Annotated in this window: 27 protein-coding genes; 17 read left to right on the forward strand and 10 right to left on the reverse strand. The window is 68.0% G+C overall.

All coding sequences use genetic code 11. From position 1 onward, the window contains the following. The first annotated feature begins 8 nt into the window (after nucleotides 1-8). Together ACIA12_RS29295 and ACIA12_RS29300 are read left to right on the forward strand one after the other, a co-directional pair. The gene (locus ACIA12_RS29295; protein WP_396370355.1) at nucleotides 9-530 is read left to right on the forward strand and encodes a hypothetical protein; all 522 of its coding nucleotides are present in this window, start codon (nucleotides 9-11) and stop codon (nucleotides 528-530) included. After that, nucleotides 523-1,785 carry an APC family permease gene (locus tag ACIA12_RS29300; RefSeq protein WP_396370357.1) on the forward strand — a complete coding sequence of 421 codons (1,263 nt, stop codon included), beginning with the start codon at nucleotides 523-525 and terminating at the stop codon, nucleotides 1,783-1,785. The genes ACIA12_RS29295 and ACIA12_RS29300 overlap by 8 nt, the downstream gene beginning before the upstream one ends. On the opposite strand, the gene ACIA12_RS29305 is transcribed toward ACIA12_RS29300, so the two are convergent. From ACIA12_RS29305 to ACIA12_RS29325, 5 genes are read right to left on the reverse strand one after another with little or no spacing between them, the layout of a single operon-like run. Then, nucleotides 1,766-2,812, reverse strand: coding sequence for an ABC transporter permease (locus tag ACIA12_RS29305; protein WP_396370359.1), 1,047 nt, complete (start codon nucleotides 2,810-2,812; stop codon nucleotides 1,766-1,768). The two genes, ACIA12_RS29300 and ACIA12_RS29305, sit on opposite strands and share 20 nt — an antisense overlap. Then, on the reverse strand, nucleotides 2,809-3,699 hold the full coding sequence (locus ACIA12_RS29310) for an ABC transporter ATP-binding protein (protein WP_396370360.1): 891 nt from the start codon (nucleotides 3,697-3,699) through the stop codon (nucleotides 2,809-2,811). The genes ACIA12_RS29305 and ACIA12_RS29310 overlap by 4 nt, the downstream gene beginning before the upstream one ends. Continuing rightward, nucleotides 3,696-4,088, reverse strand: coding sequence for a GntR family transcriptional regulator (locus ACIA12_RS29315; RefSeq protein WP_396370361.1), 393 nt, complete (start codon nucleotides 4,086-4,088; stop codon nucleotides 3,696-3,698). Before ACIA12_RS29315 ends, ACIA12_RS29310 begins: the two co-directional genes overlap by 4 nt. A 60-nt stretch (nucleotides 4,089-4,148) precedes the next feature. Further along, complete coding sequence (locus ACIA12_RS29320) at nucleotides 4,149-5,072, reverse strand: cryptochrome/photolyase family protein (protein WP_396370364.1); 924 nt, start codon at nucleotides 5,070-5,072, stop codon at nucleotides 4,149-4,151. After that, nucleotides 5,018-5,410, reverse strand: coding sequence for a deoxyribodipyrimidine photo-lyase (locus tag ACIA12_RS29325; protein WP_396370365.1), 393 nt, complete (start codon nucleotides 5,408-5,410; stop codon nucleotides 5,018-5,020). The genes ACIA12_RS29320 and ACIA12_RS29325 overlap by 55 nt, the downstream gene beginning before the upstream one ends. A gap of 97 nt (nucleotides 5,411-5,507) precedes the next feature. Here ACIA12_RS29325 and ACIA12_RS29330 point away from each other — a divergent pair, with 97 nt between their 5' ends. From ACIA12_RS29330 to ACIA12_RS29355, 6 genes are all read left to right on the forward strand, one after another. Then, nucleotides 5,508-6,212 (forward strand): metal-dependent transcriptional regulator, encoded by a 705-nt coding sequence (locus tag ACIA12_RS29330; RefSeq protein WP_396370366.1) that lies wholly within the window; start codon nucleotides 5,508-5,510, stop codon nucleotides 6,210-6,212. Nucleotides 6,213-6,286: 74 nt separating this feature from the next. Beyond that, entirely contained in the window at nucleotides 6,287-7,060 is a 774-nt protein-coding gene (locus ACIA12_RS29335; protein ID WP_396370368.1) for a methyltransferase domain-containing protein, read from the forward strand. 21 nt (nucleotides 7,061-7,081) lie between these two features. Beyond that, nucleotides 7,082-8,449 carry an aminodeoxychorismate synthase component I gene (pabB, locus tag ACIA12_RS29340; protein WP_396370370.1) on the forward strand — a complete coding sequence of 456 codons (1,368 nt, stop codon included), beginning with the start codon at nucleotides 7,082-7,084 and terminating at the stop codon, nucleotides 8,447-8,449. Between the two features lie 26 nt (nucleotides 8,450-8,475). Then, entirely contained in the window at nucleotides 8,476-9,153 is a 678-nt protein-coding gene (locus tag ACIA12_RS29345; protein ID WP_396370373.1) for an aminotransferase class IV, read from the forward strand. A gap of 29 nt (nucleotides 9,154-9,182) precedes the next feature. After that, on the forward strand, nucleotides 9,183-10,097 hold the full coding sequence (locus ACIA12_RS29350) for an SPFH domain-containing protein (protein WP_396370374.1): 915 nt from the start codon (nucleotides 9,183-9,185) through the stop codon (nucleotides 10,095-10,097). 9 nt (nucleotides 10,098-10,106) lie between these two features. Then, entirely contained in the window at nucleotides 10,107-10,313 is a 207-nt protein-coding gene (locus tag ACIA12_RS29355) for a hypothetical protein (RefSeq protein ID WP_396370376.1), read from the forward strand. Here the strand turns inward: ACIA12_RS29355 and ACIA12_RS29360 are convergent, their stop codons facing one another. Then, the gene (locus ACIA12_RS29360) at nucleotides 10,314-10,754 is read right to left on the reverse strand and encodes a VOC family protein (RefSeq protein ID WP_396370378.1); all 441 of its coding nucleotides are present in this window, start codon (nucleotides 10,752-10,754) and stop codon (nucleotides 10,314-10,316) included. 95 nt (nucleotides 10,755-10,849) lie between these two features. Here ACIA12_RS29360 and ACIA12_RS29365 point away from each other — a divergent pair, with 95 nt between their 5' ends. From ACIA12_RS29365 to ACIA12_RS29385, 5 genes are read left to right on the forward strand one after another with little or no spacing between them, the layout of a single operon-like run. Next, nucleotides 10,850-11,209, forward strand: a complete 360-nt coding sequence (locus ACIA12_RS29365; protein WP_396370380.1) for a GntR family transcriptional regulator — start codon at nucleotides 10,850-10,852, stop codon at nucleotides 11,207-11,209. Beyond that, nucleotides 11,206-12,114, forward strand: coding sequence for an ATP-binding cassette domain-containing protein (locus ACIA12_RS29370; RefSeq protein ID WP_396370382.1), 909 nt, complete (start codon nucleotides 11,206-11,208; stop codon nucleotides 12,112-12,114). The genes ACIA12_RS29365 and ACIA12_RS29370 overlap by 4 nt, the downstream gene beginning before the upstream one ends. Continuing rightward, nucleotides 12,111-12,881 carry a hypothetical protein gene (locus tag ACIA12_RS29375; RefSeq protein ID WP_396370384.1) on the forward strand — a complete coding sequence of 257 codons (771 nt, stop codon included), beginning with the start codon at nucleotides 12,111-12,113 and terminating at the stop codon, nucleotides 12,879-12,881. The genes ACIA12_RS29370 and ACIA12_RS29375 overlap by 4 nt, the downstream gene beginning before the upstream one ends. Nucleotides 12,882-12,920: 39 nt before the next feature. Beyond that, nucleotides 12,921-13,859 (forward strand): ABC transporter ATP-binding protein, encoded by a 939-nt coding sequence (locus ACIA12_RS29380; RefSeq protein WP_396370386.1) that lies wholly within the window; start codon nucleotides 12,921-12,923, stop codon nucleotides 13,857-13,859. Further along, nucleotides 13,856-14,584, forward strand: a complete 729-nt coding sequence (locus ACIA12_RS29385) for an ABC transporter permease (protein ID WP_396370387.1) — start codon at nucleotides 13,856-13,858, stop codon at nucleotides 14,582-14,584. The genes ACIA12_RS29380 and ACIA12_RS29385 overlap by 4 nt, the downstream gene beginning before the upstream one ends. 407 nt (nucleotides 14,585-14,991) lie before the next feature. On the opposite strand, the gene ACIA12_RS29390 is transcribed toward ACIA12_RS29385, so the two are convergent. The 4 genes from ACIA12_RS29390 to ACIA12_RS29405 form a co-directional block, all read right to left on the reverse strand. Beyond that, on the reverse strand, nucleotides 14,992-17,463 hold the full coding sequence (locus ACIA12_RS29390) for a glycogen debranching protein (RefSeq protein WP_396370388.1): 2,472 nt from the start codon (nucleotides 17,461-17,463) through the stop codon (nucleotides 14,992-14,994). Nucleotides 17,464-17,765: 302 nt separating this feature from the next. Next, nucleotides 17,766-18,770, reverse strand: a complete 1,005-nt coding sequence (locus tag ACIA12_RS29395) for a LacI family DNA-binding transcriptional regulator (protein WP_396370390.1) — start codon at nucleotides 18,768-18,770, stop codon at nucleotides 17,766-17,768. A gap of 105 nt (nucleotides 18,771-18,875) precedes the next feature. Further along, nucleotides 18,876-19,670, reverse strand: coding sequence for an LLM class flavin-dependent oxidoreductase (locus ACIA12_RS29400; protein ID WP_396370391.1), 795 nt, complete (start codon nucleotides 19,668-19,670; stop codon nucleotides 18,876-18,878). Nucleotides 19,671-19,701: 31 nt separating this feature from the next. After that, nucleotides 19,702-20,442, reverse strand: a complete 741-nt coding sequence (locus ACIA12_RS29405) for an SDR family NAD(P)-dependent oxidoreductase (RefSeq protein WP_396370393.1) — start codon at nucleotides 20,440-20,442, stop codon at nucleotides 19,702-19,704. 139 nt (nucleotides 20,443-20,581) lie between these two features. Here ACIA12_RS29405 and ACIA12_RS29410 point away from each other — a divergent pair, with 139 nt between their 5' ends. The 4 genes from ACIA12_RS29410 to ACIA12_RS29425 are packed head-to-tail and all read left to right on the forward strand — an operon-like array spanning nucleotide 20,582 to nucleotide 23,762. Next, the gene (locus ACIA12_RS29410) at nucleotides 20,582-22,090 is read left to right on the forward strand and encodes an AlkA N-terminal domain-containing protein (protein WP_396370394.1); all 1,509 of its coding nucleotides are present in this window, start codon (nucleotides 20,582-20,584) and stop codon (nucleotides 22,088-22,090) included. A 1-nt stretch (nucleotide 22,091) separates the two neighbouring features. Then, entirely contained in the window at nucleotides 22,092-22,649 is a 558-nt protein-coding gene (locus ACIA12_RS29415) for a GNAT family N-acetyltransferase (RefSeq protein ID WP_396370395.1), read from the forward strand. After that, on the forward strand, nucleotides 22,631-23,131 hold the full coding sequence (locus tag ACIA12_RS29420; protein ID WP_396370396.1) for a methylated-DNA--[protein]-cysteine S-methyltransferase: 501 nt from the start codon (nucleotides 22,631-22,633) through the stop codon (nucleotides 23,129-23,131). Before ACIA12_RS29415 ends, ACIA12_RS29420 begins: the two co-directional genes overlap by 19 nt. Nucleotides 23,132-23,177: 46 nt before the next feature. Next, nucleotides 23,178-23,762: a YdeI family protein gene (locus ACIA12_RS29425; RefSeq protein WP_396370397.1), complete on the forward strand. Its 585-nt coding sequence runs from the start codon at nucleotides 23,178-23,180 to the stop codon at nucleotides 23,760-23,762. The last annotated feature ends 93 nt before the right edge of the window (nucleotides 23,763-23,855 follow it).

The raw sequence follows: 23,855 nt of genomic DNA on the forward strand, positions 1-23,855 counted from the left end.
ACAATCCGATGACCTTGCCGTACGCCGAACCGCTGACCCGTGTCGAGTTGGGACCACGAGTGATCCCGGAGCCGCCGCGGGTCGGCGAGCCGGGTGGGGAACCGTGTGGCCTGTGCAAGTGGTTCGCCGACTTCGACGAGTCCGAGCACACGCCGATCTGGAGCAACGACGAGTGGGTGCTGTGCCGGGCCACCGAGGTGACCATCCCCGGCGTGGTGTGGCTGGCCAGTCGCAGCCATCACGACTCCTTCGCCGACCTGCCGGACAAGCTCGCCGCCTCCTACGGCCCGGTCGTGGCCCGGATCGAACGAGCGATCCTGAGCGTCGGCGACATCGCCCGCGTCCACGTCTACCGCTGGGGTGACGGCTCCTCCCACTTCCACATCTGGTTCTTCCCCCGCCCACTCGGAATGCTCGAGGCACGGCGCGAGATGCTCCCGCTGTGGGCGGACCTGCTGCCGGAGGCTCCGAAGGGCGAGGTAGCCGAAGCCGAACAGAAGATCGCCACAGCGATGGCCGCCGGTGACTGAGAATAAGGCCGACGAACCCCAGCCGGCGCTTGCGCGGCGGTTGGGGGTTGGGGATGCGGCGGTGGTCGGGCTCGGGTCGATGGTCGGTGCTGGGGTCTTCGCGGTCTGGGCGCCGGCTGCCCGTGCCGCGGGCGGGCTGCTGCTGGTCTCGCTCGTGATCGCCGGGTTCGTCGCCTACTGCAACGCGGCGGCCTCGGCCCAGCTCGCGGCCGTCTACCCGGTCTCGGGTGGCACCTACGCCTACGGTCGGGAGCGGCTGGGGGAGTGGTGGGGATACACGGCAGGTTGCGCGTTCGTCCTCGGAAAGACCGCGTCCTGTGCCGCGATGGCGCTGACCTTCGCGACGTACGTAGTACCGGGCCACGAATGGGTACGCCGCTTGGTCGCCTTGGCAGCCGTGATCGTGCTGGCCGTCGTCAACTACCGCGGCGTCACCAGAACCGCCGCCCTCACCCGCATCCTCGTCGCCTGCTCGCTGCTGGTTCTCGCCATCGTCGTGGTCCTGCTGCTGTCGGCGGATCACGTCACCGACTGGACCACCGACACCGGCCCGTACGGCGTATTGCAGGCTGCCGGCCTGCTCTTCTTCGCCTTCGCCGGCTACGCCCGGATCGCCACCATGGGCGAGGAGGTCCGCGACCCGGCGAAGACCATCCCGCGAGCCATCCTGATCGCGCTCTTCGTTGCCGTAGGCATCTACTTGGTGATCGGCATCAGCTTGCTGCTGGCCCTCGGCCCGGACCGGATCGCTTCGGCCTCGGCCCCGCTTGCCACCGCAGTGCAAGCGGTCGACGCCGCCTGGGCTCAGCCCATCGTCCGGATAGGCGCCGCTCTCGCCAGTCTCGGCGCTCTTCTCGCACTGATCGCCGGTATCGGTCGTACCAGTCTCGCGATGGCCCGCAACCGCGATCTGCCGACCTGGCTGGCGGCGGTCCACCCGCGTTTCCAGGTGCCGCATCACGCGGAGATCGCGCTGGCGGCGGTGGTCGGCGTCCTGGTGCTGACCACCGACCTCCGCGGCGTGATCGGGTTCTCGTCGTTCGGGGTGCTGCTGTACTACGCGATCGCCAACGCCTCGGCGTACACGCAACCGGCCGAGCAGCGGCGGTGGCCGCGAGTCCTCAACATCCTCGGACTGCTGGGATGCGTCGTCCTCGCGGTCACCCTGCCGCTGACCTCGGCCGTCACCTGCGCCGTACTGCTGGCGATCGCCTTGTTCGCCAGGTGGCTCAGGCTCAGGACAGGTCGCGCTTGATCCGCCAGAAGCTGAAGCCGGTCAGGGCCGCGGCCAGGAAGAGGAAGAGGCCGGTCTCGCGCCACTGCAGGTCCCAGAACCGGTTGGCCGGGAAGTACTTGATCTCTTGCCGGTAGCCCTCGTCCGCAAGCCGCTGGAAGCAGCTGCTCATCGGCGGACGCGGGGCGGTCTCCTCCACATTCGGCGGGGGCGGGCCGCAGGCCGCGAGGTAGCTCGGCAAGGTCTTCTGAACCGCGCCGGCCGAGTTCACCGTGTGCTCGGAGATCTTCCAGAAGCCTTCGCCGGGGAGCTTCGCCTCGATCCGCATGACCTCGGCATTGTCTTCGGGGCCGGAGAGCTGCAGACCGCGCATGTTCTCGGTGGTGACGATGATGGTGGACTCGTCCGGGGTCATCAGATGCGGCCGCAGCAGCATCGGTGACAGCACCTCCACGGCGACCACGGCCGCCAGCGTGACGGCGATCGCGACGATGCTGCGCCGGGCGACGAGCCCGATGGCCACCCCGAGCGCGAAGGCGAAGGCCGTGTAGCCGATCGGCACCACCCCTCGGGCGCCGAACACACCCGGCCACAGCCGGGGAAGCTCGTACGGGCCGGCGGTCTGGCCGCCGTTGATGGCGTCGTCGATCGGGTCGGCCCACCACGTCACCGCGAGGGTGAGCAGGCCGGTCGCGGCCATCGCTCCCAGCCCGGTGATCGCGAGCTTGACGGCCAGCCAGCGCATCCGGCTGATGCTCTGGTTCCAGACCAGCCGGTGCGTACCGGCCTCCAGCTCGCGGGCGATCAGGGGTGCGCCCCAGAAGGCTCCGATGATCGGGGGAGCGGCGTACAAGGCCACCATGCCGCCGTTGTACAGGTACTGGTTGATCTTGTCGAAGCGGATCCGGTCGAGGAAGTTTTCGTGGGCGAGGTTGTAGTCGTGCAGCAGGCCGGGGCCGGTCGCGGCGAGGAAGGCGACGAGGACCGCGACCGCTGCCGCGATCACGAGTGCCTGGACGCGGAACTGCCGCCAGGTGAGCCAGATCATCGCTGCACCTCCAGTACGGGCCGGTCGTTGTGCCGGGACGGATGGGAGCGGCCCATGTAGGCCAGGACGAGGTCTTCGAGGGTGAGCTGGGAGACCGTCCAGGCCGGGTCGAGGATGCGCTCGTCGGTCCGGATCAGGAAGGTCGATTGGCGATCGGTGTGGCTCGCGGAGATGACGTGCTGGCCGCTGGGCAACGACTTCTCGTCGCGACGCGGTCCGACCAGGCGGTGGTGGGTGGCGAGCAGGGTGTCGATCTCGCCGCTGACCTGCACGCGTGAGTCGACCAGTACGACGAGGTAGTCGCACGAGCGCTCGACGTCGGAGACCAGGTGCGAGGACAGTACGACGCTCAGCTCCTGTTCGGCGACGGCCTCCATCAGGTCCTGCAGGAACTCCCGCCGGGCCAGCGGATCGAGCGCCGCGACGGGCTCGTCGAGGATCAGCAATTCGGGCCGCTTGGCAACGCCGAGGGTCAGGGCGAGTTGTGCGCGCTGACCGCCGGACAGCTTGCCGGCGCGCTGCTTCGGGTCGAGCCCGAGCCGCTCGATCCGGCCGTCCGCGATCGACTGGTCCCAGCCGGGGTTGAGCCGGGCACCGAGCTTGAGGTGGTCGGCGATGCTCAGCCGTGCGTACGTCGGGGTGTCCTGCGCGACGAACCCGATCTTGGCCTGCTGCGTGGTGCCGGCCGGGTTGCCGAGCACCTCGATCGAGCCGGTCGTCGGGGTCAGCATGCCGACCGCGAGATTGAGCAGCGTGCTTTTGCCGGCGCCGTTCGGGCCGACCAGACCGACCACGCGGCCGGCCGGAACCTCCAGGGTGCAGTCGATCAGAGCCTGCTTGCGGCCGTACTTCTTGCCCAGACCACGGGCCTGTAGGGCGGCGCTCATGCTATTTCCTCCTGAGCGCCGGACCGAAAGGTAGTGGCGAACAACGCCTCGATACTGTCGTCGTCCAGCCCCGCTTTACGGGCCTTCAGCAACCATTGCTGCAGGTCCCGGCGGAGCGGGCCGTGGGCGGCCAGGCTGTGGTCGGTGAGCGTCCGGGTCACGAAGGTGCCGCGCCCCGGCCGGGCCGCGACCAGGTCCTCGTGCTCCAGTTCGCGGTACGCCTTCAGCACCGTGTTCGGGTTGATCGCCAGCTGCCCGACGACGTCCTTCACCGTCGGCAACTGGTCCCCCTCCCGCAACAGCCCCAGCCGCAGCCCGTTCTTCACCTGCTGAACGATCTGCTGGTACGGCGACACCCCCGAGCGGCCGTCCAGATGGAACTCGATCATCCCCATCTCCATTCATCTAGTTAACTAGTACAATACCCAGATGAGGGAGAAGGTCAAGAGTCAGCGGATCGCGTCGTACCGGCGCAGCGCCTCGAGTCGGGCCTCGGCATGGTCGACGATCGGCTCGGGATAGTCGGAGGTGCCGAGCTCGGGGACCCAGCGACGCTGGTAGACACCGTCGGGGTCGAACTTCTTCGCCTGCGTCGCCGGATTGAAGACCCGGAAGTACGGCGAGGCGTCGGCGCCGCAGCCGGCCACCCACTGCCAGTTCAGCGAGTTCGAGGCGAGATCGCCGTCGACCAGGTGCTGCATGAACCAGCGGGCGCCGAACTTCCAGTGCACATGAAGGTCCTTGACCAGGAACGACGCCACCACCATCCGCATCCGGTTGTGCATGAAGCCGGTCGCCCCCAACTCCCGCATCCCTGCGTCCACGATCGGGTAGCCGGTCATCCCGTGGCACCAGGCGTCAAAGGCTTCGCCCGGTTCGTCGTACTCCATCTTGTCGAACTCAGGTCGCAGCGGCTTCCACGCCGCGTCCGGATGTCCGGCCAGCAGGTCCGCGCAGAACTCCCGCCAGGCAAGCTCGCGCCGGTACCCCTCGGCGCCGGCGCCGCGCTTCGCGGCAAGATCCGCGAGCATCGTCCGCGGGTGGATCTCCCCGTACTTGAGTGGCACCGACATCCGCGAGGTCGCATCGAGATCCGGCCGATCGCGGACCGCCCCGTACTCCGCGACTTCGTCGAGGTACGCCGCCCACTGTTCGCGGGCGGGCCCTTCTCCCGCGACCACTTTGCTCGACGGAAGCCGGTCGCCCTTGGCCTCGACCCATTCGACGTCCGTCGGCGCGTCTACGGGCTGTCGCCAGCCGTGTTCGAGCCAGGCCCGGAAGTACGGCGTGAAGACCCGGTACGACGACCCCTGTTGCGTCAGGACCCGCCCTGGCGCAACGGCGTACGGGGGCCGGTACTGACGAGCGGACACCCGAGCGCCTTGCCGACTGCCGCGTCGCGCCGACCACCGTACGGTCCGTAGTCCGCCGAGATGTGCACACTCCCGGCGCCGACCTCGGCCGCCAGCGCGGGCACCACCTCGACCGGATCCCCGCGCCGCACGACCAGCCGCCCACCGAGCGACTCGGAAAGACTCCGCAAGGATCCCGCCAGATGCGCCCGCCGCGGCCCACCTGCCTGATCCCACAACAAAGGATCGAGCACGAACACCCCGGCCACCTTCCCGCCACCCGCCGCGACCGCGTCGAGCAGCGCCGGATTGTCGTGCAGCCGAAGATCCCGCCGGAACCAGATCACCGCAGAAGTCATCTCTAGATCCTCGGGGATGCACAACTTTCCACGACACTTCGCGAGATTCGAACACACGATTGGGTAAGGCTTGCCTCAGTAGGTGAGAATGGATGTCGTGAGCGAGCTGATCGATACCACCGAGATGTACCTGCGGACCGTCTACGAGCTGGAAGAAGAAGGCATCCTGCCGCTGCGCGCGCGGATCGCCGAGCGGCTCCACCAATCCGGACCGACGGTCAGCCAGACGGTGGCCCGGATGGAGCGCGACGGGCTCGTCACGGTCGAGGGTGATCGGCACCTCGAGCTCACCGCGGTCGGACGGATGCAGGCCACCCGGGTGATGCGCAAGCACCGGCTGGCCGAGCGGCTGCTGGTCGACGTGATCGGGCTGGAGTGGGAGGACGTGCACGCGGAGGCCTGCCGCTGGGAGCACGTGATGAGCGACGCGGTCGAGCTGCGGCTGCTGAAGATCCTCGACAACCCGACCGAGTCGCCGTACGGCAACCCGATCCCGGGCCTGGAGGAGCTGCAGAAGGAGAGCCTCGCGACCCCGATCGGCGAGTTCCGGATCGGCGTCGAGCCGCTCGACAAGGTGCTCGACCAGGCCACCGGCGACAGTGTCCGGGTGCTGGTCCGGCGGATCGCCGAGCCGGTGCAGAGCGACGACGACGCGATGTCGGTGCTGCGCCGCGCGGGCGCGCTGCCCGGCCGCGAGGTCGACTCGATGCTCGACGCGGAGGGTGTCCTGATGGGCAGCCGCGAGGCCGGCGGCGTGATCAGCGACGAGACCGCGGGCCACATCTTCGTCAGCGTGGTTTAAGACTGCACCAAGAATCCGCACGCAAAGCTCTCAATGCTGTACTGACAGTGTTCAGGCAGTAACGTCTGTCCGCGATGCCTGAGAACGATATCGACTGGCCGGGCTACCTGCGGGAGTTCCACACCGCGGCCCCGGGCAGCACTGAAGCCCTGTTGTCACGAGCGGTGGCCGGGGACCACACGCCCTATCGCTGGCTGGTCCGCGCCGTCTCCGGCGAGGCGCGCCGCGTCCTCGACCTGGCCTGCGGCAACGGCCCGGTCGCCCGTGAGCTGTACGGGCGGTGGGTGGTCGGAGTCGACAACAACGCCGCCCAGCTCGCCGGCGCCCCCGGCCCGAAGGTCCAGGCGGACGCGCTGCACCTGCCCTTCGCCAACGAGGCCTTCGACGTCGTCACCTGCTCGATGGGCCTGGCGGTGCTGCAGCCGCTACCCGAAGTACTGGCCGAGGCCGCCCGCGTACTGCGACGTGGCGGTGTGCTCGCTGCCACGGTCCCCGCGGTGCGACCGCTGCGGCGCAGCGACCTCCGCACGCTCACCAGCCTGACCACGCGGCTGCGTTCGACGCCGCAGTTCCCCGGCGGCGGCGAGATCAAGGACCTCAAGGACCAGTTGCGCGCGGCCGGCTTCGACGTGATGGAGTCCCAGCGCGAGCGGTACGCCTACACGGTCCGCTCCCTCGACGACGCCCGCCGCCTGGTCGGCGCGCTCTACCTGCCCGGTACGTCGGACGCGCGCCGCGAAGCCGCCGCCGTCTGGCTGGCCGAACGCAGCGAGACCAAGGCCGGCCTCGAGGTCGCCATCCCAGTCCGCCGCATCACCGCAATGCGCACCAAGGTCGCCCTCGCCTGAGTCGCGGGTACCGTTCATGCTGTGTCTGCTCTGATCTGGTCGATCCGTGTACTGGATCGTGTGCTGGACGGCGAGCGGTTCTACCGCGAGCTGCTGGCGGACGAGCCGGCCGCGTTCTGGCTGGACGGCAGCCTGACCGACCGCGGTGTCCGCCGGGTTTCGGTGCTCGGCACCTCGGCCGGCGCCGACGCGGAGGTCGTCGTCCGGGACGTCGCCGACGGGGACGTCTTCGCCGAGCTGCAGGACCTGCTCGGCTCCCGATCGGCTCAGCTGGGCGAAGTACCGGCTGTGCTGCAGGACGTCTTCAGCGGCGGCTACGTCGGGTATTTCGGGTATGAGCTGAAGGCCCTCACCGGTGGCGCCGCCGCGCACGAAGCGCCGACTCCGGATGCGTTGTGGATGTGGGCCAACCGCTTCGTGATCCTCGATCACGACGAGGACCGGGCCCTGCTGGTCGCCGTGCACGCCCCGGACGACACATCGGCCGGCGCCTGGCTCGACCGCGCCGAATCAGCGGCCGCCAGTTGGTACATGGGTTGGCGGGAAGCGCCACCGGTCGCCGAGCTCGACCTCGAAGCGCATCTGGAGCAGGACCGCGCGACGTACCTGGCCGGGATCGACGCCTGTATGGCCGCGCTCGAAGCTGGTGAGACCTACGAGGTCTGCCTCACGAACCGGGTCCGGCTGCCCGCCATCGAGGACCCCTTCGAGTTCTACCTCTGGCAACGGCAGAGCAACCCGGCTCCGTACTCCGCCTTCCTCAGGTACGGCGACCTGGCCGTGGCCAGCTCCTCGCCCGAGCGGTTCCTCACCGTCGACGGCGACGGCTGGGCCGAATGCCGTCCGATCAAGGGGACCGCGCCGCGGGTCGAGGACCCGGCACAGGATCAACTCGTCGCCAAGGCGCTGGCCGAGGACGAGAAGACCCGCGCCGAGAACCTGATGATCGTCGACCTGATCCGCAACGACCTCGGCCGGGTCAGCCGGCCGGGCACCGTACAGGTCCCGCAACTGATGGCGGTCGAGAGCTACCAGACCGTGCACCAACTCGTCACGACCGTCCGTGGGCAACTGCGTGATGGTGTGGACGCGGTGGACGCAGTACGGGCGTGCTTCCCGCCCGGCTCGATGACCGGGGCGCCGAAGATCCGCACGATGGAGCTGCTCGACGAGTTCGAGTGGTCGGCGCGTGGGGTGTACTCGGGCGCGCTCGGCTACCTCACGGTCGACGGCCGGGCGGATCTCAGCGTGGTGATCCGGACCGCGGTGATGACTCCGGGGGAGACCGTGGTCGGGGCGGGTGGGGCGATCGTGCTCGACTCGGACCCGGTGGCGGAGTACGACGAGATGGTGCTCAAGGCAACAGCAACGATCCAGGGGCGGGCATGAGTTCTACTTCTATTTCTTCTTTGCGGGTGGCGGATTCCTTCTTGGTGGCCAATGGCAAGATCCGCGGCCTGGACCTGCATCGGCGGCGTTTCACCACGTCCTGCGCAGCGGCTGGAATCGATGCCGGAAGCTACTTCGACGACCAGGTCAAGCGGCTGCCCGGCTTCGGCCGCTGGTTCCCGCGCTTCGAACTGGACACCGACGGCAAGCTTTCCGTCCAGCTCCGCCCGGCGCCACCGCAAGGCGGCCGCATCCGCGTGGTGGTCCACGACGGCCCCGACCCGCGCACCCAACCGCTGGTGAAGGGCCCCGACCTCGAAGCCCTCGGTGACCTGAAAGCCCAAGCCGCCAAGGCCTTCCACGCCGACGAGGTCCTCCTCACCGACCCCGACGGCGTTGTCGTCGAAGCGGCGTACTCGGCCGTCCTCTGGTGGGAAGACGACACCCTCTGCATCCCGCCCACCGACCGCCCGTACCTTCCCTCGGTCACCTCAGAACTCGTACGCCGAATCGCCGCCGCCCAAGACATCGAGGTCGCCGAACGCCCCCGCACCGCCACCGACCTCGCCGACACCGAAGTCTGGCTGGTCAACGCCCTCCACGGCATCCGCCCAGTAGAAGCCTGGAACCACGACCCGATCGACCCCCTCCCTTTCACCCGCTCCACCACCTGGCAACAACTCCTGCTCTCCTCCGCTACCTAAAACTGATATCACTATGCTACCTTCGGGATATGACTACAGAGACAGCTGTGCTGGTGGAGATGCCCAAGCCGAAGGTGAGTGAGCGGTCGGCGGGGGATCTGGGTGGGTGGCCGATGCTCGGGGTGGCGTTTGTGCTCGGGGTCGTCGGAGTCGTGTTGTTCGTGCTGGGGACCAGTGGTGATCAGATCGCGCTCGTCGTCGTGGGTGTCGTCGCCTTCGTCGCCGCGCTGATCGTCGCGGCCGGTCTTACGCCGGTGGCGCCGGGGCGGGCGCGGGTGCTGCAGATCCTCGGTCGGTACGCCGGAACGATCCGTACCGACGGGCTGCGCTGGGTGAACCCGATCTCCGCCCGTAAGGAGATCTCCACCCGGATCCGCAACCACGAAACGGCCGTTGCCAAGGTCAACGATGCCGACGGCAATCCGATCGAGATCGCCGCAGTGGTGGTCTGGCAGGTCGAGGACACCGCGCAGGCGATGTTCGAGGTCGACGACTTCGTCCGGTTCGTCGCGATCCAGACCGAGACGGCTGTCCGGCACATCGCGAACAGCTACCCGTACGACGTTCACGACGAGACCGACCGGATGTCGTTGCGGGACAGTACCGACGAGATCACCCAGAAGCTGTCGACCGAGATCGGCGCCCGGGTGCATGCGGCCGGCGTGCACGTGATCGAGTCGCGGATCACTCACCTGGCCTACGCGCCCGAGATCGCGCAGGCGATGCTTCGTCGCCAGCAGGCCGGCGCTGTCGTCGCTGCCCGGCAGCAGATCGTCGAGGGTGCTGTCGGGATGGTCGAGCTCGCGCTGGCGCGGTTGTCCGAGCGTCAGGTGGTCGAGCTGGACGAGGAGCGCAAGGCGACGATGGTCAGCAACCTGCTCGTCGTGCTCTGCGGTGATCGCGACGCCCAGCCCGTGGTCAACGCCGGTTCGCTCTACCAGTAGGGCGCGCTCGTGGCCGTTGAACGCAAGAAGATCCTGCTCCGGCTGGATCCCGTGGTCCACGACGCGCTGGCCCGGTGGGCAGGCGACGACCTGCGCAGTACCAACGCGCAGATCGAGTTTCTGCTCCGCCGCGCCCTCGCCGACGCCGGCCGGCTCCCCGGCAATGTCGGCAAGATGCGCGGCCCCGGCCGCCCGGCCAAGGAGGAGGACTCCTAGCTACTCGCCGAGCTCGGTGAACAAGGTCAGCTGTACGCCTCCCGGTCCTTCGAGGCGGGCGTTCAGGGAGTTCCAGGGTGTCCGGGTCGGCTCGGCCACCACCTCGGCTCCGGCGGCCGCCAGTTTGACGGTCGTCGCCGCCGAGTCGTCCACTTCGAAGGCGACCCGGTACTTCCCTGCCACCCGCCGTCCGACCTCGACCCGGTCGATGAAGTCGGCCTGGTTCGGGTCCGCGATCTCCAGCGTCGCCCGCCCTGCCTCCAGGATCGTCACCCGCCCGTCCGCCGACTCGTAGGCCTCCCGCTCGGTCAGCCCCAGTACGTCGCGGTAGAACCCGACCGCCGCCTCGTAGTCGTCGACCGTCACCACCAGCCGCAGTTCCCGCACTCCGTCCGCCACGATCCGCTCCTTGATCCACTTCGCCGAATTGTCCGATTGCACCGTACCGATCCAGGGTGCTACGGTTCATTAGTCAAGTAATGAACCTATGAACCGAAGAACCCGAAGAACCTAGCGGCAGGGTGGAGGTGAGCGCGGTGTTCGACGATCGCAGCCCGATCTATCTGCAGATCGCGGAGCAGATCAAGAACGACATCGTCAGCGGCGCGCTCGCCGAGGACGAGCAGGTGATGTCGACCAACCAGTACGCGGCGTTCTACCGGATCAACCCCGCCACCGCCGCCAAGGGTTTCGCCCAGCTGGTCGACGAGGGCGTGCTCTACAAGAAGCGCGGCATCGGCATGTTCGTCAGCCCGAATGCCCGCGACCTTCTCCGGACCGGCCGGCGCGACTCGTTCTTCGCCGACGTGGTCGACCCGATGATTCGTGAGGCCAAGGCGATCGGCGTACCGCTGGCCGACGTCGTGAAGCACATTCAGAAAGCTGGTGAGCAGTGAGCGGCCTGGGAGTCAGAACCGAGAACCTGACCGTCGCGTTCGCCGGTGTACCGGCCCTGGACGGGCTGGACCTCCGGCTCGCGCCGGACAAGATCCACGGTCTGCTCGGCCGCAACGGCTCGGGCAAGAGCACCTTGGCCGCGGTCCTGGCCGGTTTCCGGCAGCCCGACGACGGCCGGGTGTTGATCGAGGGCGACGAGCTGGGTGCACTGCCACCGTACGAGGACGCCGTCGTGACCAGCCGGATCTGCCTGATCCGCGAGTCGGGTGACCTGATCGACTCCGCGCCTGTCCGCCATGTGCTCGGGCTGGCGAGCAGCCTGCGACCGTACTGGAACGATGACCTGGCCGGTGAGCTGCTCGACAAGTTCGAGGTACCGACGAAGAAGAAGGTGCAGAAGCTCTCCCGCGGCAAGAAGTCGGCGCTCGGCGTGGTGCTGGGACTGGCCAGCCGGGCGCCGCTGACGATTTTCGACGAGAGCTACCTCGGGATGGACGTGCCGTCGCGCAACCTCTTCTACGACGCGCTGCTCGCCGACTACACCGAAGTACCGCGGACGATCATCTTGTCCACCCACCTGGTCAGCGAGGTCAGTGCGTTGCTCGAGGAGGTCGTCATCCTCGACAACGGCCGCCTCGTCACCCAGTCACCGGTCGACTCGCTACGCGGTCGCGGCGCCTCGATCGTCGGCCCGGCGCTCGCTGTCGACGAGTTGACCGCGGACCTGACCGTGCTCGCCGAGCAGCGGCTCGGCGGTACCAAATCGTCAACGGTGCTTGGCGATCTGGACGATGCGCTGCTCGCGAGGGCGCACTCGGCCGGCCTGGAGATCGGCCCGGTCGGCCTGCAGGAACTGTTCGTCCACCTGACCGGTACGACGCGCTCGAAGGAGGGCTCCGCATGACCACCCAGTCGATGGCCCGTACCGCGACCCTGCCCAACGGCGCCACCTCCTCCAGCCGGCTCAAGCGCGTGGTCAGCTCGATGATGATCGGCCTGCGCCCGATGATCGTCGGCTACTGGCTCGTGATGACCGGCTCGTTCCTGATCGGCGGGCTGATCTCGCAGCTGATCGGCGGCGGTCTCGACCACAGCATCTGGGACTACGGCACCCAGTCGCCGAAGTACTTCTCCTCGGCGATCGGCATCACCCTGGCGCCCGCGTTGTTCAACCTCCTGATCGCGCACGGCGTCACCCGGCGGATGTTCTCCGTTGCCGCCGGCATCATTCTGACCGGCGCGGCGGCCGCGACCGCGTTGCTGTGGGTGGTCGCCTATCAGGTCGAGCGCGTCATCTACGACTGGGCCGGGCTGACCCAGACACTGGCCAACCCGCATCTGTTCACCAAGACCTCGCAGGTGGGGCTCATCTTCGCCGAGTTCTTCCTGCTGATCATCGCGCACGAGGCCGCCGGCTGGCTGATCGGCATCAGCTTCTACCGGTTCGGCTTCTGGAAGGGTCTCCTGTTGCTGCCGCTCGGCATCCTGCCGGCCGCCGCCGCGGAACTCCTGCTGGTCGCGCAATGGCTCGCCGAGGCGCTGCGCAGTACCGGCTATCACCGTCCACCGCTGGCGATCGGCGTACCGGGAGTGCTCGCGGTCAGCGCGCTCGGCCTGTACTTCGGTTACCTGATGCTCCGCCCGATGGCGCTCAAACCCGCTAAGGGCTGACCCCACTCCACTCTTCCGCAGCAGTAGGAAGGCTCCGCCATGCCCAGAAACAGCCTTGATGACGACTTGGTGGTCGTCAACTTCCTCCACAAGACCTACGGCGCCACCGTCGCCGTCGACAACGTCTCGCTGACCGTTCGCGAGGGTGAGATCTTCGGCATCCTCGGCCCGAACGGCGCCGGCAAGACCACCACGGTCGAATCGATCGCCGGGCTCCGCCGGCCGGACTCCGGTACGGTCCGCGTCGCCGGCCTCAATCCGTACAAGCGGCGTAGTCAGATCACGTCGCTGATCGGCGTCCAGTTGCAGGCGGGCGAACTGCCAGACCGGATCAAGGCCCGCGAGGCGCTGGAGCTGTACGCGTCGTTCTACCCGAACCCTGCCGACCCGGCGGAGCTGCTCGAGCGGCTCGGGTTGACCAAGGTACGGGACACCGCGTTCGGCAAGCTGTCGGGCGGGCAGAAGCAGCGGCTGTCGATCGCCTTGGCGTTGATCGGCAACCCGAGGATCGCCATCCTCGACGAGCTGACCACCGGCCTCGACCCGCAGGCGCGGCGCGACACCTGGGAGCTGGTCAAGCAGATCCGCGACTCGGGCGTCACCATCATCCTGGTCACCCATTTCATGGAGGAGGCCGAGTACCTCTGCGACCGGATCGCCATCATCGATGCCGGCAAGGTCGTCGCGCTGGACACCCCGGCCGGCCTGGTCGATGCGGCCCGTGCCGAGCAGCGGATCACTTTCCGGGTCCCCGGCACGCTGGACGACGCGATCCTGAAGGCCTTGCCGGCTGTCGGCTCGGTGATCCGCGACGGCGACCGCATCGTTGTCACCGGCAACGACGACCTGCTGGTCGCGGTCGTCACCGAACTCGCGGGCCGGGGCCAGGCACCCATCGACCTACACACCGAACAGACCACTCTGGACGACGCCTTCCTGGCGCTGGCCGGCCGGAACTTCGAAGGAGCGGACCGATGAGCCAGACCCTTACCCTCACCCGGATCGAGAGCAAGCTGTTCCTGCGCGAGTGGACCGGGCTGTTCTTCGTCTTCGTGCTGCCGGTCGGCCTGCTGACGATCTTCTCGCTGATCGACGACGGCAGCGGGTCGAGCGACGGTGTACCGGCGAGCTTCCTGCCGACGATGGCGATCGGGATCGGGATCGGCATCCTCGGGATGGCCACGCTGCCGATGATCCTGGCCGGCTATCGCGAGAAGGGCATCCTGCGCCGGATGTCGACCACGCCGGTACGTCCGGTGAAGTTGCTGATCGCCCAGCTGCTGCTCCATCTCGCCGCGGGCATCGTCGTGATCGCTCTCATCCTCGGGCTGGGCTCCGCGGTCTTCGGCGCCGACCTCCCGGCGGCGCCGCTGCCGTTCGCGCTCTCCGCGGTTCTCTACACGGTCGCCGAGTTGTCGATCGGAGTCCTGATCGCCGGGCTGGTCTCGACCGCCAAGGGTGCGAGTATCGTCGGCAACATCCTGTTCTTCCCGAGCATGTTCTTCGCCGGTGTCTGGACGCCCGGCGATCTGATGCCGCATGCCATCCGCTGGGTCCGTGACATCACTCCGATGGGCGCCGGGATGACCAGCATGCAGGGCGCCTGGTCGGGTCACTGGCCGGGCCTGGAACACCTCGTCGCGTTGCTCGCGGTCACCATCGCTTGTGTTGCAATGGCCGCTCGATTCTTCCGCTGGGAATGAAGGTTATACACAGGGGGTGTGCATAACATCGGTCGTTTCTGTGGACGGCCGCGTACTCGCTGTGGACGACACGCTGGCAGTGGCAGATTCGCGGATTCTCTTTGCCAGAAAGGGTTGTGCGGGCACCGCCGGGGAAGGTAGAAATGTCGACACGCTGTTCCTCCGGGAACGGCGGGTCGGACGGATACCGAGGACCCTCGCGGTGGGGATCCCCACTGAGGTAGACCGGTGACGGGGTCTGCCGGACCCGACGGACCCGTCCGGGAAGCTGGAGACGTCACCTTCCTTCAGCTCTTGTGGGCCCCTCCGACTCATACTCGGAGGGGCCTGCTTCTTTGTGCTCGACGCGGTGAAAACGAAACCGGCCGGTGCACGAATGCGCACCGGCCGGCTGTTTGGTAGAGCGTTCAGCTGAGAGTGACCCTCAGCGTCGAGTGGCTCCCATGGGCGGCCACCTGTACCTCGGTTCCGCGTGCCGTAGTGACCAGCTTGTACTTCGCCACGCGACCGTCGAGGCTCACCGCCTGTACCTTCGCGCCCGCAGGCAGCACCGCGCCGATCGTAACGGTTGCTGACAGCCCCTTGCTGTGAACCTCGGTCCGAATTTCCTTGCCTGCAAGGGATGCCGAGACATCAACCGATCCACGACCGAGCCGGATGTTGCTGCCGGCCACCTTCCGCTGCCCACCCGGGATCTGCGGTACGACGGCCAGCTTGCCGTGGCCGAGATCCGGATCGACACCGAGCTGCTGGTGCACGACCGGCCAGAGGATGCCGTACGCGCCCCACGCCTGCAGCGTCATCGAGCGGTCGGTGAACGCCCGGTCGATGTTCGCCGGCGAGTCCGGTGACGGCGCGATCTCCGGCATGGCGCCCGGCGTTTCCCAGACGTTCGGGTCGAGCTGGATCCGCGCGTTGCCGGTCGTGTAGACCTGCTGCTGGCTCTTGCCCAGCCTGCCGAAGTTGCCCTCGGCAACCGCCATGATGGAGGTGTTCAGCGAGAAGATGCTCCGCTCGCTCTTCACCGCCGAGACGACGGTGTCGCAGGATGGCCCGGGATTGCCCGCCGGATCCGAGGTCGGCCCGGTGCCCGTGTGGAACAAACCGAATTCTCCTGTGTAGCAAGGCTTCTCACGCTGATCGAGTGCCGTCTTGGCGTGGTCGGCCGAAGCCAGGGGAGTGGTCGGCTGACCCGGCCGGACCAGCTCGGCCTCCATCGGGGTGACGCCGGTCCAGTGCCGCTGGAAGATCGGGGTGTTGTCGTTGGCCGGATTCTTGGGGTCGTCGATCGAGTCGGCGTACCCGAAGGCCTGGTCGACCCACCACTGGCTCTCGAACCGCTTCTCCAGGTCGGCCGCCTTGGCCGTCGCCCACTGCTGGGTCGCCCGGTCGTGCTTCGACGCCGCGAGATCAGCCAGGTCGCGCAGTCCGCGGGCCAGGTACACGGTGCTGTCGAGCTTCTCCGAACCCATGCCGTTGCGCTCGACGTTGGCCAGACCCTCGAGCCAGCCGTCGCCGTCCTGGTCGAGTTCGCGGTAGACGTACTTGAGGTTGCGCACGCTGAAGTCGTACATCTCGTCGCGGAACCGGTCGTCGCCCGTCCACCGCCACAGCAGCGCGACGATGCTGGGGAACTTGACCGTCTCGTCGGTGTTGCCGGCGCTGGTGTTCGAGCCGAAGTACACGTCGCCGGTCGGCGTCACCTCATGGGCGACCTTTCCGCTGCGGTTGTTGAGCAGGTCGCTCACATCGCGAAGTGCGCGCAGATGGGCTTTCACCGTGTCGAACTGACCGGCCGCGACCGCGGCGTACGAGGTGTACTCGCCATCCGTCGCGAACAGCCACGGGTAGTCGGGGAAGCCGGCGCCGAACCAGCGGGCGACGTCGACGGTGCCGCTCGGTGCCGGGTAGGCCTTGCCCTCGTTGACGTCGCGGATCTGCAGGTTGTGCGCCTCCTGGACGGAGTCGGCGAGGTTCTGCTTGCTCCACTCGACGCTCTGCTGCAGCAGCCGGTCACCAGGCAGGTCCACTGCGGACATCGCGTCGATCGCGGCGCGGCTCTTCTTCTTTGCCTGCAGCAACTTCTCCGGGTTGCTGATGGCGCGCTTGTACTCCTTCTGCGCTGCGCTCTTGCCTTCGTCCGATCCCGCGACGGCGAACCACACCGTCGTCGTCCGGCCGGGCTTCAGATCGACGCTGTAGGTCAGTCGGCCGCCGGTGCCCTTGCCGAAGGCGGTGTCATCGCAGTGTTTGGGCGCGTCACCGTCGGCCGGGCAGATGACGGCTGGGTCCTGCGGGCCGCGGTGGTCGGCGCCGAGGGCGTGATTCGCCGGTCTGAGCGTCGAGCCGACGATCGCGGTGTAGTCGTGCTTGGCGGCGTTGGTTATCGGGGGAGTGCCTTGCTCGCGGAATTGCAGGGTGCCATCGCTGTACGACCCGCTGTCCGGAAGGTTCATCTGCGCGGCGTTGGGAGTGGTCCAACCCCAGGGGTAGGACTGCATCAGCTCGGAGTGTGCGTCCACGTCGAGCGCGACCGTCTTGGCGGTGGCCGACTTGAAGGTCAGCCCGACCAGCGTCGCGCGGACACCGTCGGGGACGAAGTCGGTCCGCTCGACGCTGACCGCGCCCGGATAACTGATCCGCTGGTAGCCCTGTCCGCTCGTGTACTTCGCAGCCGCGGTGTCCTTGCCCAGCCACGACCCGTCCACGCCGAACCAGATCCCGTCCAGCAACTTCAACGGCGCGGACCAGATCCCACCCATCTCGCCGCGGGTATGCCAGCCGGTCGCGGGGTAGAGCCCGTTCTCGTCGCCCATCGCATAGGCCCGGTCGCCGACGACCAACGACCGCCGATCCGCCAGCCGGGTCGACTCTGACAATTCGCTCGCTTCTCCACCGCCGCCCCGCACCCTTCCGGCCCGGACGCCGGGAGCCGCCTGAGCACCGGCACCGCCAGCCCGCGCATCGGGGGCCGCCTGCGGTTCGGTACGGGCACCCGCCGATACTCCCGCGGTTGCGATGGAGGGGATCCCGCTGAGGGCGAGGACCGTGGCGGAGGCGAGTAGGCCGGCCGTACCGGCGTACCGTCTGCCTCTTGGTCTGGTAGTTGATCTGCTTCGTCCGACAGGGCGGGGTGTCATGACGTGTTCCTCCTTCTGGTGGCGTCTGAGCGCCACCTGCGTCAGCCCGGGGCCGTGCTGCCCCTGACCACTAGCTCGGGTTGCAGGAGTCGTTCGGTATGCCCAGCAGGTGTGGTGAGAATGTCGATCAGCTCGCCGGCGATCTCGTCCATCGGCTGCCGGATGCTCGTCAACGCCGGCGACACCACCGACGCCAGCGGCGAGTCGTCGAAGCCGGTCACCGCGACGTCGACGCCGGCGACCAGTCCACGCCGGCCGAGCTCCCGCAGCGCGCCCAGCGCGAGAATGTCGCTGATGGCAACGATCGCGTCGATCGTCGGGTCGGCGTCAAGCAGTTCCGCCGTACCGCGAGCGCCTTCGTCGATGGTGTCTTCGCGACACCGGACGGCCAGCTCGTCGTGGCTCGGCAACCCGAGCTCCCTGCACCTGCCCTGCCATCCGCTCAGCCGGTTCTCCGCCAGACCCGAGGTCTGCGGCCAGCTGAGGAAGCCGATCCGCCGCCGCCCGGTCTCGTACAGATGCTGAACCGCGATCGCGCACCCGCCGGCGCCGTCGACATCAACCCAAGGGCCGGGCTGGGTGGACTCCTCCCACACCCGCCCGAACGACACGAACGGGATCTGCTGCTCCTTCAGCCACGCGTGCCGCGGGTCATGCGTCTCGGTCTGCGACAACACGAACCCGTCGACCAGCCGCCGGGCGTGCAGATCCTCGTAGACCGGCATCCCCTCGACGCCGACCGGTGCCGTGAACAACAGAATGTGCCGCCCGCTGCTCTCCGCCGAGGTGCACAGCGCGTGCAGGAACTGGTCCATCACCAAGTGGACCTGCCCGTGCGGCCAGCTCGGTACGCAGTACCCGATCAGCTCGACGGCGCTCGTCCGGAGGCTGCGCGCGATACGATTGGGCCGGTAGTTGAGCAACTCGATCGATCGAGTCACCCGCTGCAGGGTGTCCGGCCGCAGTCGATGAGGCGCGTTGAGGGCGTTGGAAACGGTCTGCACCGAGACCTCCGCGTGAGCGGCAACCTGCTTCAACGTAGCCACGAACCAACCTCCCACCACACCAGAAGCCACCCGTTTTAACGTTCAAATCCCCCAGCAGTCTCACCGCCGAACCCCTTCCGTGTCAACGGCTGACCCGGTACTTGCTCAGTGAACGCGAGGCGGTCCGGCGCGGAGGACCTCTTGTGCTTCTGCCACTGGTCCAGGTGCGATCCATCGTCCCTGCCAAGTGGCACCGGCGTGGATGAACGCTTGCGGGTCGCCGTCGCTGATTTTCACCTTCACGTCGAAGCCATCCGTCTGCTCACGCTCGGCGAGTAGTTGGCGGATGTCTTCTGGGGTGGTTTGTTGAGGGGTTGTGGTGGTGCCTTTGTAGGCGCAGGAGCCGTCCCAGCGGAGGATTCGGCGGCGGACGGACGGGACGAGGAAGTTGCCGCCGACCCAGATGGGGATGCGTGGACGCTGGAGGGGGACGGCGCTGAGTTGGGCGCCGTCGAGTTGGTAGTGCTTGCCGGCGTACCGGACGGGCTTGCCGGTCCACAGCGCGGTGATGATCTCCAGCGACTCGTCGAGCTTCTCGGCCAGTTCGCGGGGCGTGCCGGTGAGGAACGGGTCGCCCGGGTCGCCGATCCCGACGCCGAGGATCAGCCGCCCGTTCGACAGGTGATCCAAGGCAACGGTCTCGGCGGCGAGTTGCCAAGGATGGCGACGGGGGACCGGCGTCACCGTCGTACCGATTCTGATCGTCGACGTCGCACAAGCCATCGCCGCCAAACAGATCCACGGATCGTACGTCGGTTCCGCCGCGTCCCCCTGGTAGACGAGATAGTCCTCCAGAAACACCCCGTCCCACCCACAGTCCTCCGCCATCCGCGCCAACTCAGCCAGCCCGCGCGGATCCCGCCCCACCCCCACCGCCCCAAACGTCACCGAAAACCGCATCCCCAGAAGCTAACGCCCCCCACCGACAGAATCAGGCGGCGTGGCCGCCGTCGACGTTCAGTTCGGTGCCGGTGACGTAGGAGCCGCCCGGGCCGGCGAGGTAGAGGACCGCGGCGGCGACGTCCTCAACTGTGCCGAAGCGATCTAGGGCCAGGAAGGAACGCTGGGCTTCGGCGAACGGGCCGTCGGCTGGGTTCATCGCGGTGTCTGTCGGGCCGGGTTGGACGACGTTCGACGTGATGCCGCGGGCGCCGAGCTCGCGCGCCAGCCCTCGGTTCATCCCGACGACGGCCGACTTGCTCATCGCGTACAGGCTCATCCCCGGTCCGGTGTTCCGATCGGCGATGCAACTGCCGATGTGGATCATCCGCCCGCCATCAGCCAGCACGCCGGCCGCGGCCTGCGCTGCGACGTACAGACCGCGCACGTTCACCGCGAGCACCCGATCCAGTTCCCCGAGCGTCACATCGCCGATCATCCCCATCGTCCCGACGCCGGCGTTGTTGACGAACACATCCAACCCACCCAGTACTTCGTACGCCGTACCGACCGCCTCCCGCACCGCCCCCGCGTCAGCCGCATTCGCCGGAATCGCGAACCCACGACGCCCAGCCGCCTCGATCTCCTTCACCACCGCCGCCGCGTCATCCGGCGAACGGTGATAGGTGATGGCGACATCCGCCCCACCCACCGCCAGCGCGACCGCCACCGCGGCCCCGATCCCCCGACTGCCACCGGTCACCAATGCCATCTTGTCCTTGAGCTCTGTCATGCCTTCAGTCCACCCGCTCGGCGTCGGCCGAGCTGGCGAAAATACGACCCCGGATCCTGACGTCGTTTTTCCGCCGAACCTCGACCGGGGCGGTGGGGGGGAAATGTATTTGATGGCGCAAAACCGCTAGAAACTGTCGGTGCCGCCATGGATGCTGGAGCACGTGTACGAATGTGTCGAGCGGTGCGTGCGAGCGGTCCAGTCGAAGGATGCCCGCTTCGACGGCTGGTTCTTCACGGCCGTACAGACCACCAAGATCTACTGCCGCCCGAGCTGCCCGGTCGTCCCGCCCAAGGTCAAGAACATGCGGTTCTACCCGAGCGCCGCAGCCGCCCAGCAGGCCGGCTTCCGTGCCTGCAAGCGCTGCCGCCCCGACGCCAGCCCGGGCTCCCCGGAGTGGAACGATCGCGCCGACCTGGTCGCCCGCGCGATGCGGCTGATCGGCGACGGAGTGGTCGACCGCGACGGCGTACCAGGCCTCGCGACCCAGCTCGGCTACTCGGTCCGTCAGGTCCAGCGCCAACTGCAGGCCGAGCTCGGCGCCGGACCACTCGCGCTGGCCCGGGCGCAACGAGCCCAGACCGCGCGGCTGCTCATCGAGACCAGCTCGCTGCAGATGGCCGACGTCGCGTTCGCCGCGGGATTCTCCAGCGTGCGGACGTTCAACGAGACCGTGCAAGAGGTGTTCGCGCTGTCACCCAGCGAACTGCGCACCCGAGCCAAACGAGGCGACGCGACCGCCGCACCGGGCACGATCTCGCTGCGTCTCCCGTTCCGCCAGCCGCTGACGCCGGACAACCTCTTCGGGCACCTGATCGCCACCGGCGTACCGGGTGTCGAGGAGTGGCACGGCGGTGCGTACCGGCGGACCCTTCGACTCCCGCACGGTCATGGCGTCGTGGCGCTTCGCCCGATGCCCGACCACATCGCGTGCCAGCTCTCGCTCACCGACCAGCGTGACCTCTCGATCGCGATCAGCCGCTGTCGCCGGATGCTCGACCTCGATGCGGATCCGATCGCGGTCGACGACCTGCTCAAGACAGATCCTGTACTGGCCCCGCTGATCGAGAAGGCGCCCGGGCGACGGGTGCCGCACACGGTCGACGGCGCGGAGTTCGCCGTCCGGGCGGTGCTCGGTCAACAGGTGTCGACGGCTGCCGCGCGGACTCATGCGAGTCGTCTCGTGCAGGCGTACGGGGAACCGATCGACGACCCGCTGGGCAATCTGACCCACCTCTTCCCGACGATGCAGGCGCTGGCCGGGCTCGATCCCGAGACGCTCGCCTTTCCGAAGTCACGGCGTACGACGCTCACGACGTTGATCGCGACGCTGGCGGCCGGTGAGATCGATCTCGGCGCGGGCAGCGACTGGGACAAGGCGCGCGAGCAGCTCGCGGCGCTGCCCGGTATCGGGCCGTGGACGGTCGAGTCGATCGCGATGCGTGCGCTGGGTGACCCGGATGCCTTTGTGGCAAGCGATCTGGGCATCAAGTATGCGGCTCGCGATCTGGGGTTGCCGGAGGCCCCCAAAGCGCTGATCGCGCATGCGCGGGCTTGGCGGCCTTGGCGGGCGTATGCCGTGCAGTACCTGTGGGCGACCGGCGACCACGCCATCAACAAGATCCCACCCGTCGAGAATGTGGAGTGAGATGGAGTACCTGACCACTGACCGCCTGCTGATCCGCCCGTGGAAGGACAGCGACTACGAACCGTTCGCGGCGCTGAACGCCGACCCGGCGGTGATGGAGTACTTCCCGAGCACGATGACCCGCGCGGAGAGTGACGCGATGGTCGACCGGATCAGCGCGGCGATCGATGAGCGCGGCTTCGGGTTCTGGGCGGTGGAGGTACGGGAGACCGGGCAGTTCATCGGCATGACCGGGTTGTCGGTGCCGAGCTTCGAGGCGCCCTTCGAGACGCCGTGTGTCGAGATCGGCTGGCGGCTCGCGAAGGATGCCTGGGGCAACGGTTATGCCACCGAGGCGGCGCGGGCCTCGCTGGCGTACGGGTTCGGGGAGGCGGGGCTCGACGAGGTGATCTCGTTCACGGCGACCACGAACAAGCCGTCCCAGCGGGTGATGGAGCGGATCGGCATGACACACGACCCGGCCGACGACTTCGACCACCCGCGGCTGCCCGACGGACATCCGTTGCAGCGGCACGTGTTCTATCGGATCACCAGGGCGCAATGGGAGGCGGCGCGGTGACGTACGCAGTCATCGACAGTCCGCTCGGTGCGCTCACGCTGGTCGCGGCCGACACTGGTGAGCTGGCGGGTCTCTACATGGAGCAGCACCGGCATCGGCCGCCGCTGGAGACCTTCGGCCTGCGCGACGACTCGATCCTGCCGGAGGTACAGCAGCAGTTGAAGGAGTACTTCGCCGGGGAGCGGGTGGCTTTCGACGTACCGCTGAAGCTGACCGGGACCGCTTTCCAGCAACGGGTGTGGGAGGCGCTGAAAGGCATCCCGTACGGCGAAGTCACCACCTATGGCCAACTGGCCGTCACCCTCGGCCTGGTCCCAGGCGCCTCCCGCGCTGTCGGCCTGGCCAACGGCAAGAATCCGGTCAGCATCATCGTGCCCTGCCACCGAGTCATCGGCTCGACCGGCAGCCTCACCGGCTACGGCGGCGGCCTCGACCGCAAGCAACGCCTCCTCGACCACGAACGGGCCGACGTACTCTTCTGAACAAAGTGCTCACTTGGTGAGCACTTATCTGCCGCATGCTGGTGGCATGAAGACCAAGCAGGTAGTCACCGACGACGAGGCATTCGCTCCCGCGACGGTCGAGGAATGGCGCGACTGGCTGGCCACGAACGGCCGGACCGAGCGTTCGGTCTGGCTGATCGTCCGCCGCGACGGCACCGGCGTCGATCTGGCCGAGGCCGTCGAGCACGCCCTCTGCTTCGGATGGATCGACAGCAAAACTCTCCGCCGCGACGCCTCCAGCACGTACCAGACCTTCACCCCCCGCAACCCCCGCAGCACCTGGAGCCAGGTCAACCGCGACCGCGCCGAACGCCTCCTGGCCGCCGGCCTGATGGAGCCGCCCGGCCAAGAACTGCTCGACCTGGCGCACCAAACAGGCACCTGGGACTCCCTGGCCGAAGCCCAGAACGGCGTAATCCCCACAGACCTCCAACTCGAACTCGACCGCAACCCGCGAGCAGCCACCCACTTCGCCGCCTTCCCCCCATCCTCCAAACGCCGAATCCTCGAATGGATAGCCCAAGCCAAACGCCCAGAAACCCGCACCAACCGCATCACCCAAACAGTCACCCTCGCCGCAGCCAACGAGCGTGCCAACCACCCCCACTGACCACGGCCTGACCCGGCCGGTGCCTACACTGCCGACCTCCGAGCCCGCGGCGACCTGCGCTACCGCCGCACACCGAACTCGGCGCGGCGCACT

This window comes from Kribbella sp. NPDC051620 (assembly GCF_044453825.1).
In the GTDB taxonomy this organism is placed as follows: Bacteria; Actinomycetota; Actinomycetes; order Propionibacteriales; family Kribbellaceae; genus Kribbella.

What these genes read in the sequence shown, in the direction of transcription:
- ACIA12_RS29415 (WP_396370395.1), top strand. Translation starts at nt 22,092, where the DNA reads ATGGAGTACCTGACCACTGACCGCCTGCTGATCCGCCCGTGGAAGGAC.
- ACIA12_RS29420 (WP_396370396.1), top strand. Translation starts at nt 22,631, where the DNA reads ATGGGAGGCGGCGCGGTGACGTACGCAGTCATCGACAGTCCGCTCGGT.
- ACIA12_RS29310 (WP_396370360.1), bottom strand. Translation starts at nt 3,699, where the DNA reads ATGAGCGCCGCCCTACAGGCCCGTGGTCTGGGCAAGAAGTACGGCCGC.
- ACIA12_RS29350 (WP_396370374.1), top strand. Translation starts at nt 9,183, where the DNA reads ATGACTACAGAGACAGCTGTGCTGGTGGAGATGCCCAAGCCGAAGGTG.
- ACIA12_RS29335 (WP_396370368.1), top strand. Translation starts at nt 6,287, where the DNA reads ATGCCTGAGAACGATATCGACTGGCCGGGCTACCTGCGGGAGTTCCAC.
- ACIA12_RS29315 (WP_396370361.1), bottom strand. Translation starts at nt 4,088, where the DNA reads ATGATCGAGTTCCATCTGGACGGCCGCTCGGGGGTGTCGCCGTACCAG.
- ACIA12_RS29405 (WP_396370393.1), bottom strand. Translation starts at nt 20,442, where the DNA reads ATGACAGAGCTCAAGGACAAGATGGCATTGGTGACCGGTGGCAGTCGG.
- ACIA12_RS29295 (WP_396370355.1), top strand. Translation starts at nt 9, where the DNA reads ATGACCTTGCCGTACGCCGAACCGCTGACCCGTGTCGAGTTGGGACCA.
- ACIA12_RS29375 (WP_396370384.1), top strand. Translation starts at nt 12,111, where the DNA reads ATGACCACCCAGTCGATGGCCCGTACCGCGACCCTGCCCAACGGCGCC.
- ACIA12_RS29380 (WP_396370386.1), top strand. Translation starts at nt 12,921, where the DNA reads ATGCCCAGAAACAGCCTTGATGACGACTTGGTGGTCGTCAACTTCCTC.
- ACIA12_RS29400 (WP_396370391.1), bottom strand. Translation starts at nt 19,670, where the DNA reads ATGCGGTTTTCGGTGACGTTTGGGGCGGTGGGGGTGGGGCGGGATCCG.
- ACIA12_RS29325 (WP_396370365.1), bottom strand. Translation starts at nt 5,410, where the DNA reads ATGACTTCTGCGGTGATCTGGTTCCGGCGGGATCTTCGGCTGCACGAC.
- ACIA12_RS29305 (WP_396370359.1), bottom strand. Translation starts at nt 2,812, where the DNA reads ATGATCTGGCTCACCTGGCGGCAGTTCCGCGTCCAGGCACTCGTGATC.
- ACIA12_RS29385 (WP_396370387.1), top strand. Translation starts at nt 13,856, where the DNA reads ATGAGCCAGACCCTTACCCTCACCCGGATCGAGAGCAAGCTGTTCCTG.
- ACIA12_RS29425 (WP_396370397.1), top strand. Translation starts at nt 23,178, where the DNA reads ATGAAGACCAAGCAGGTAGTCACCGACGACGAGGCATTCGCTCCCGCG.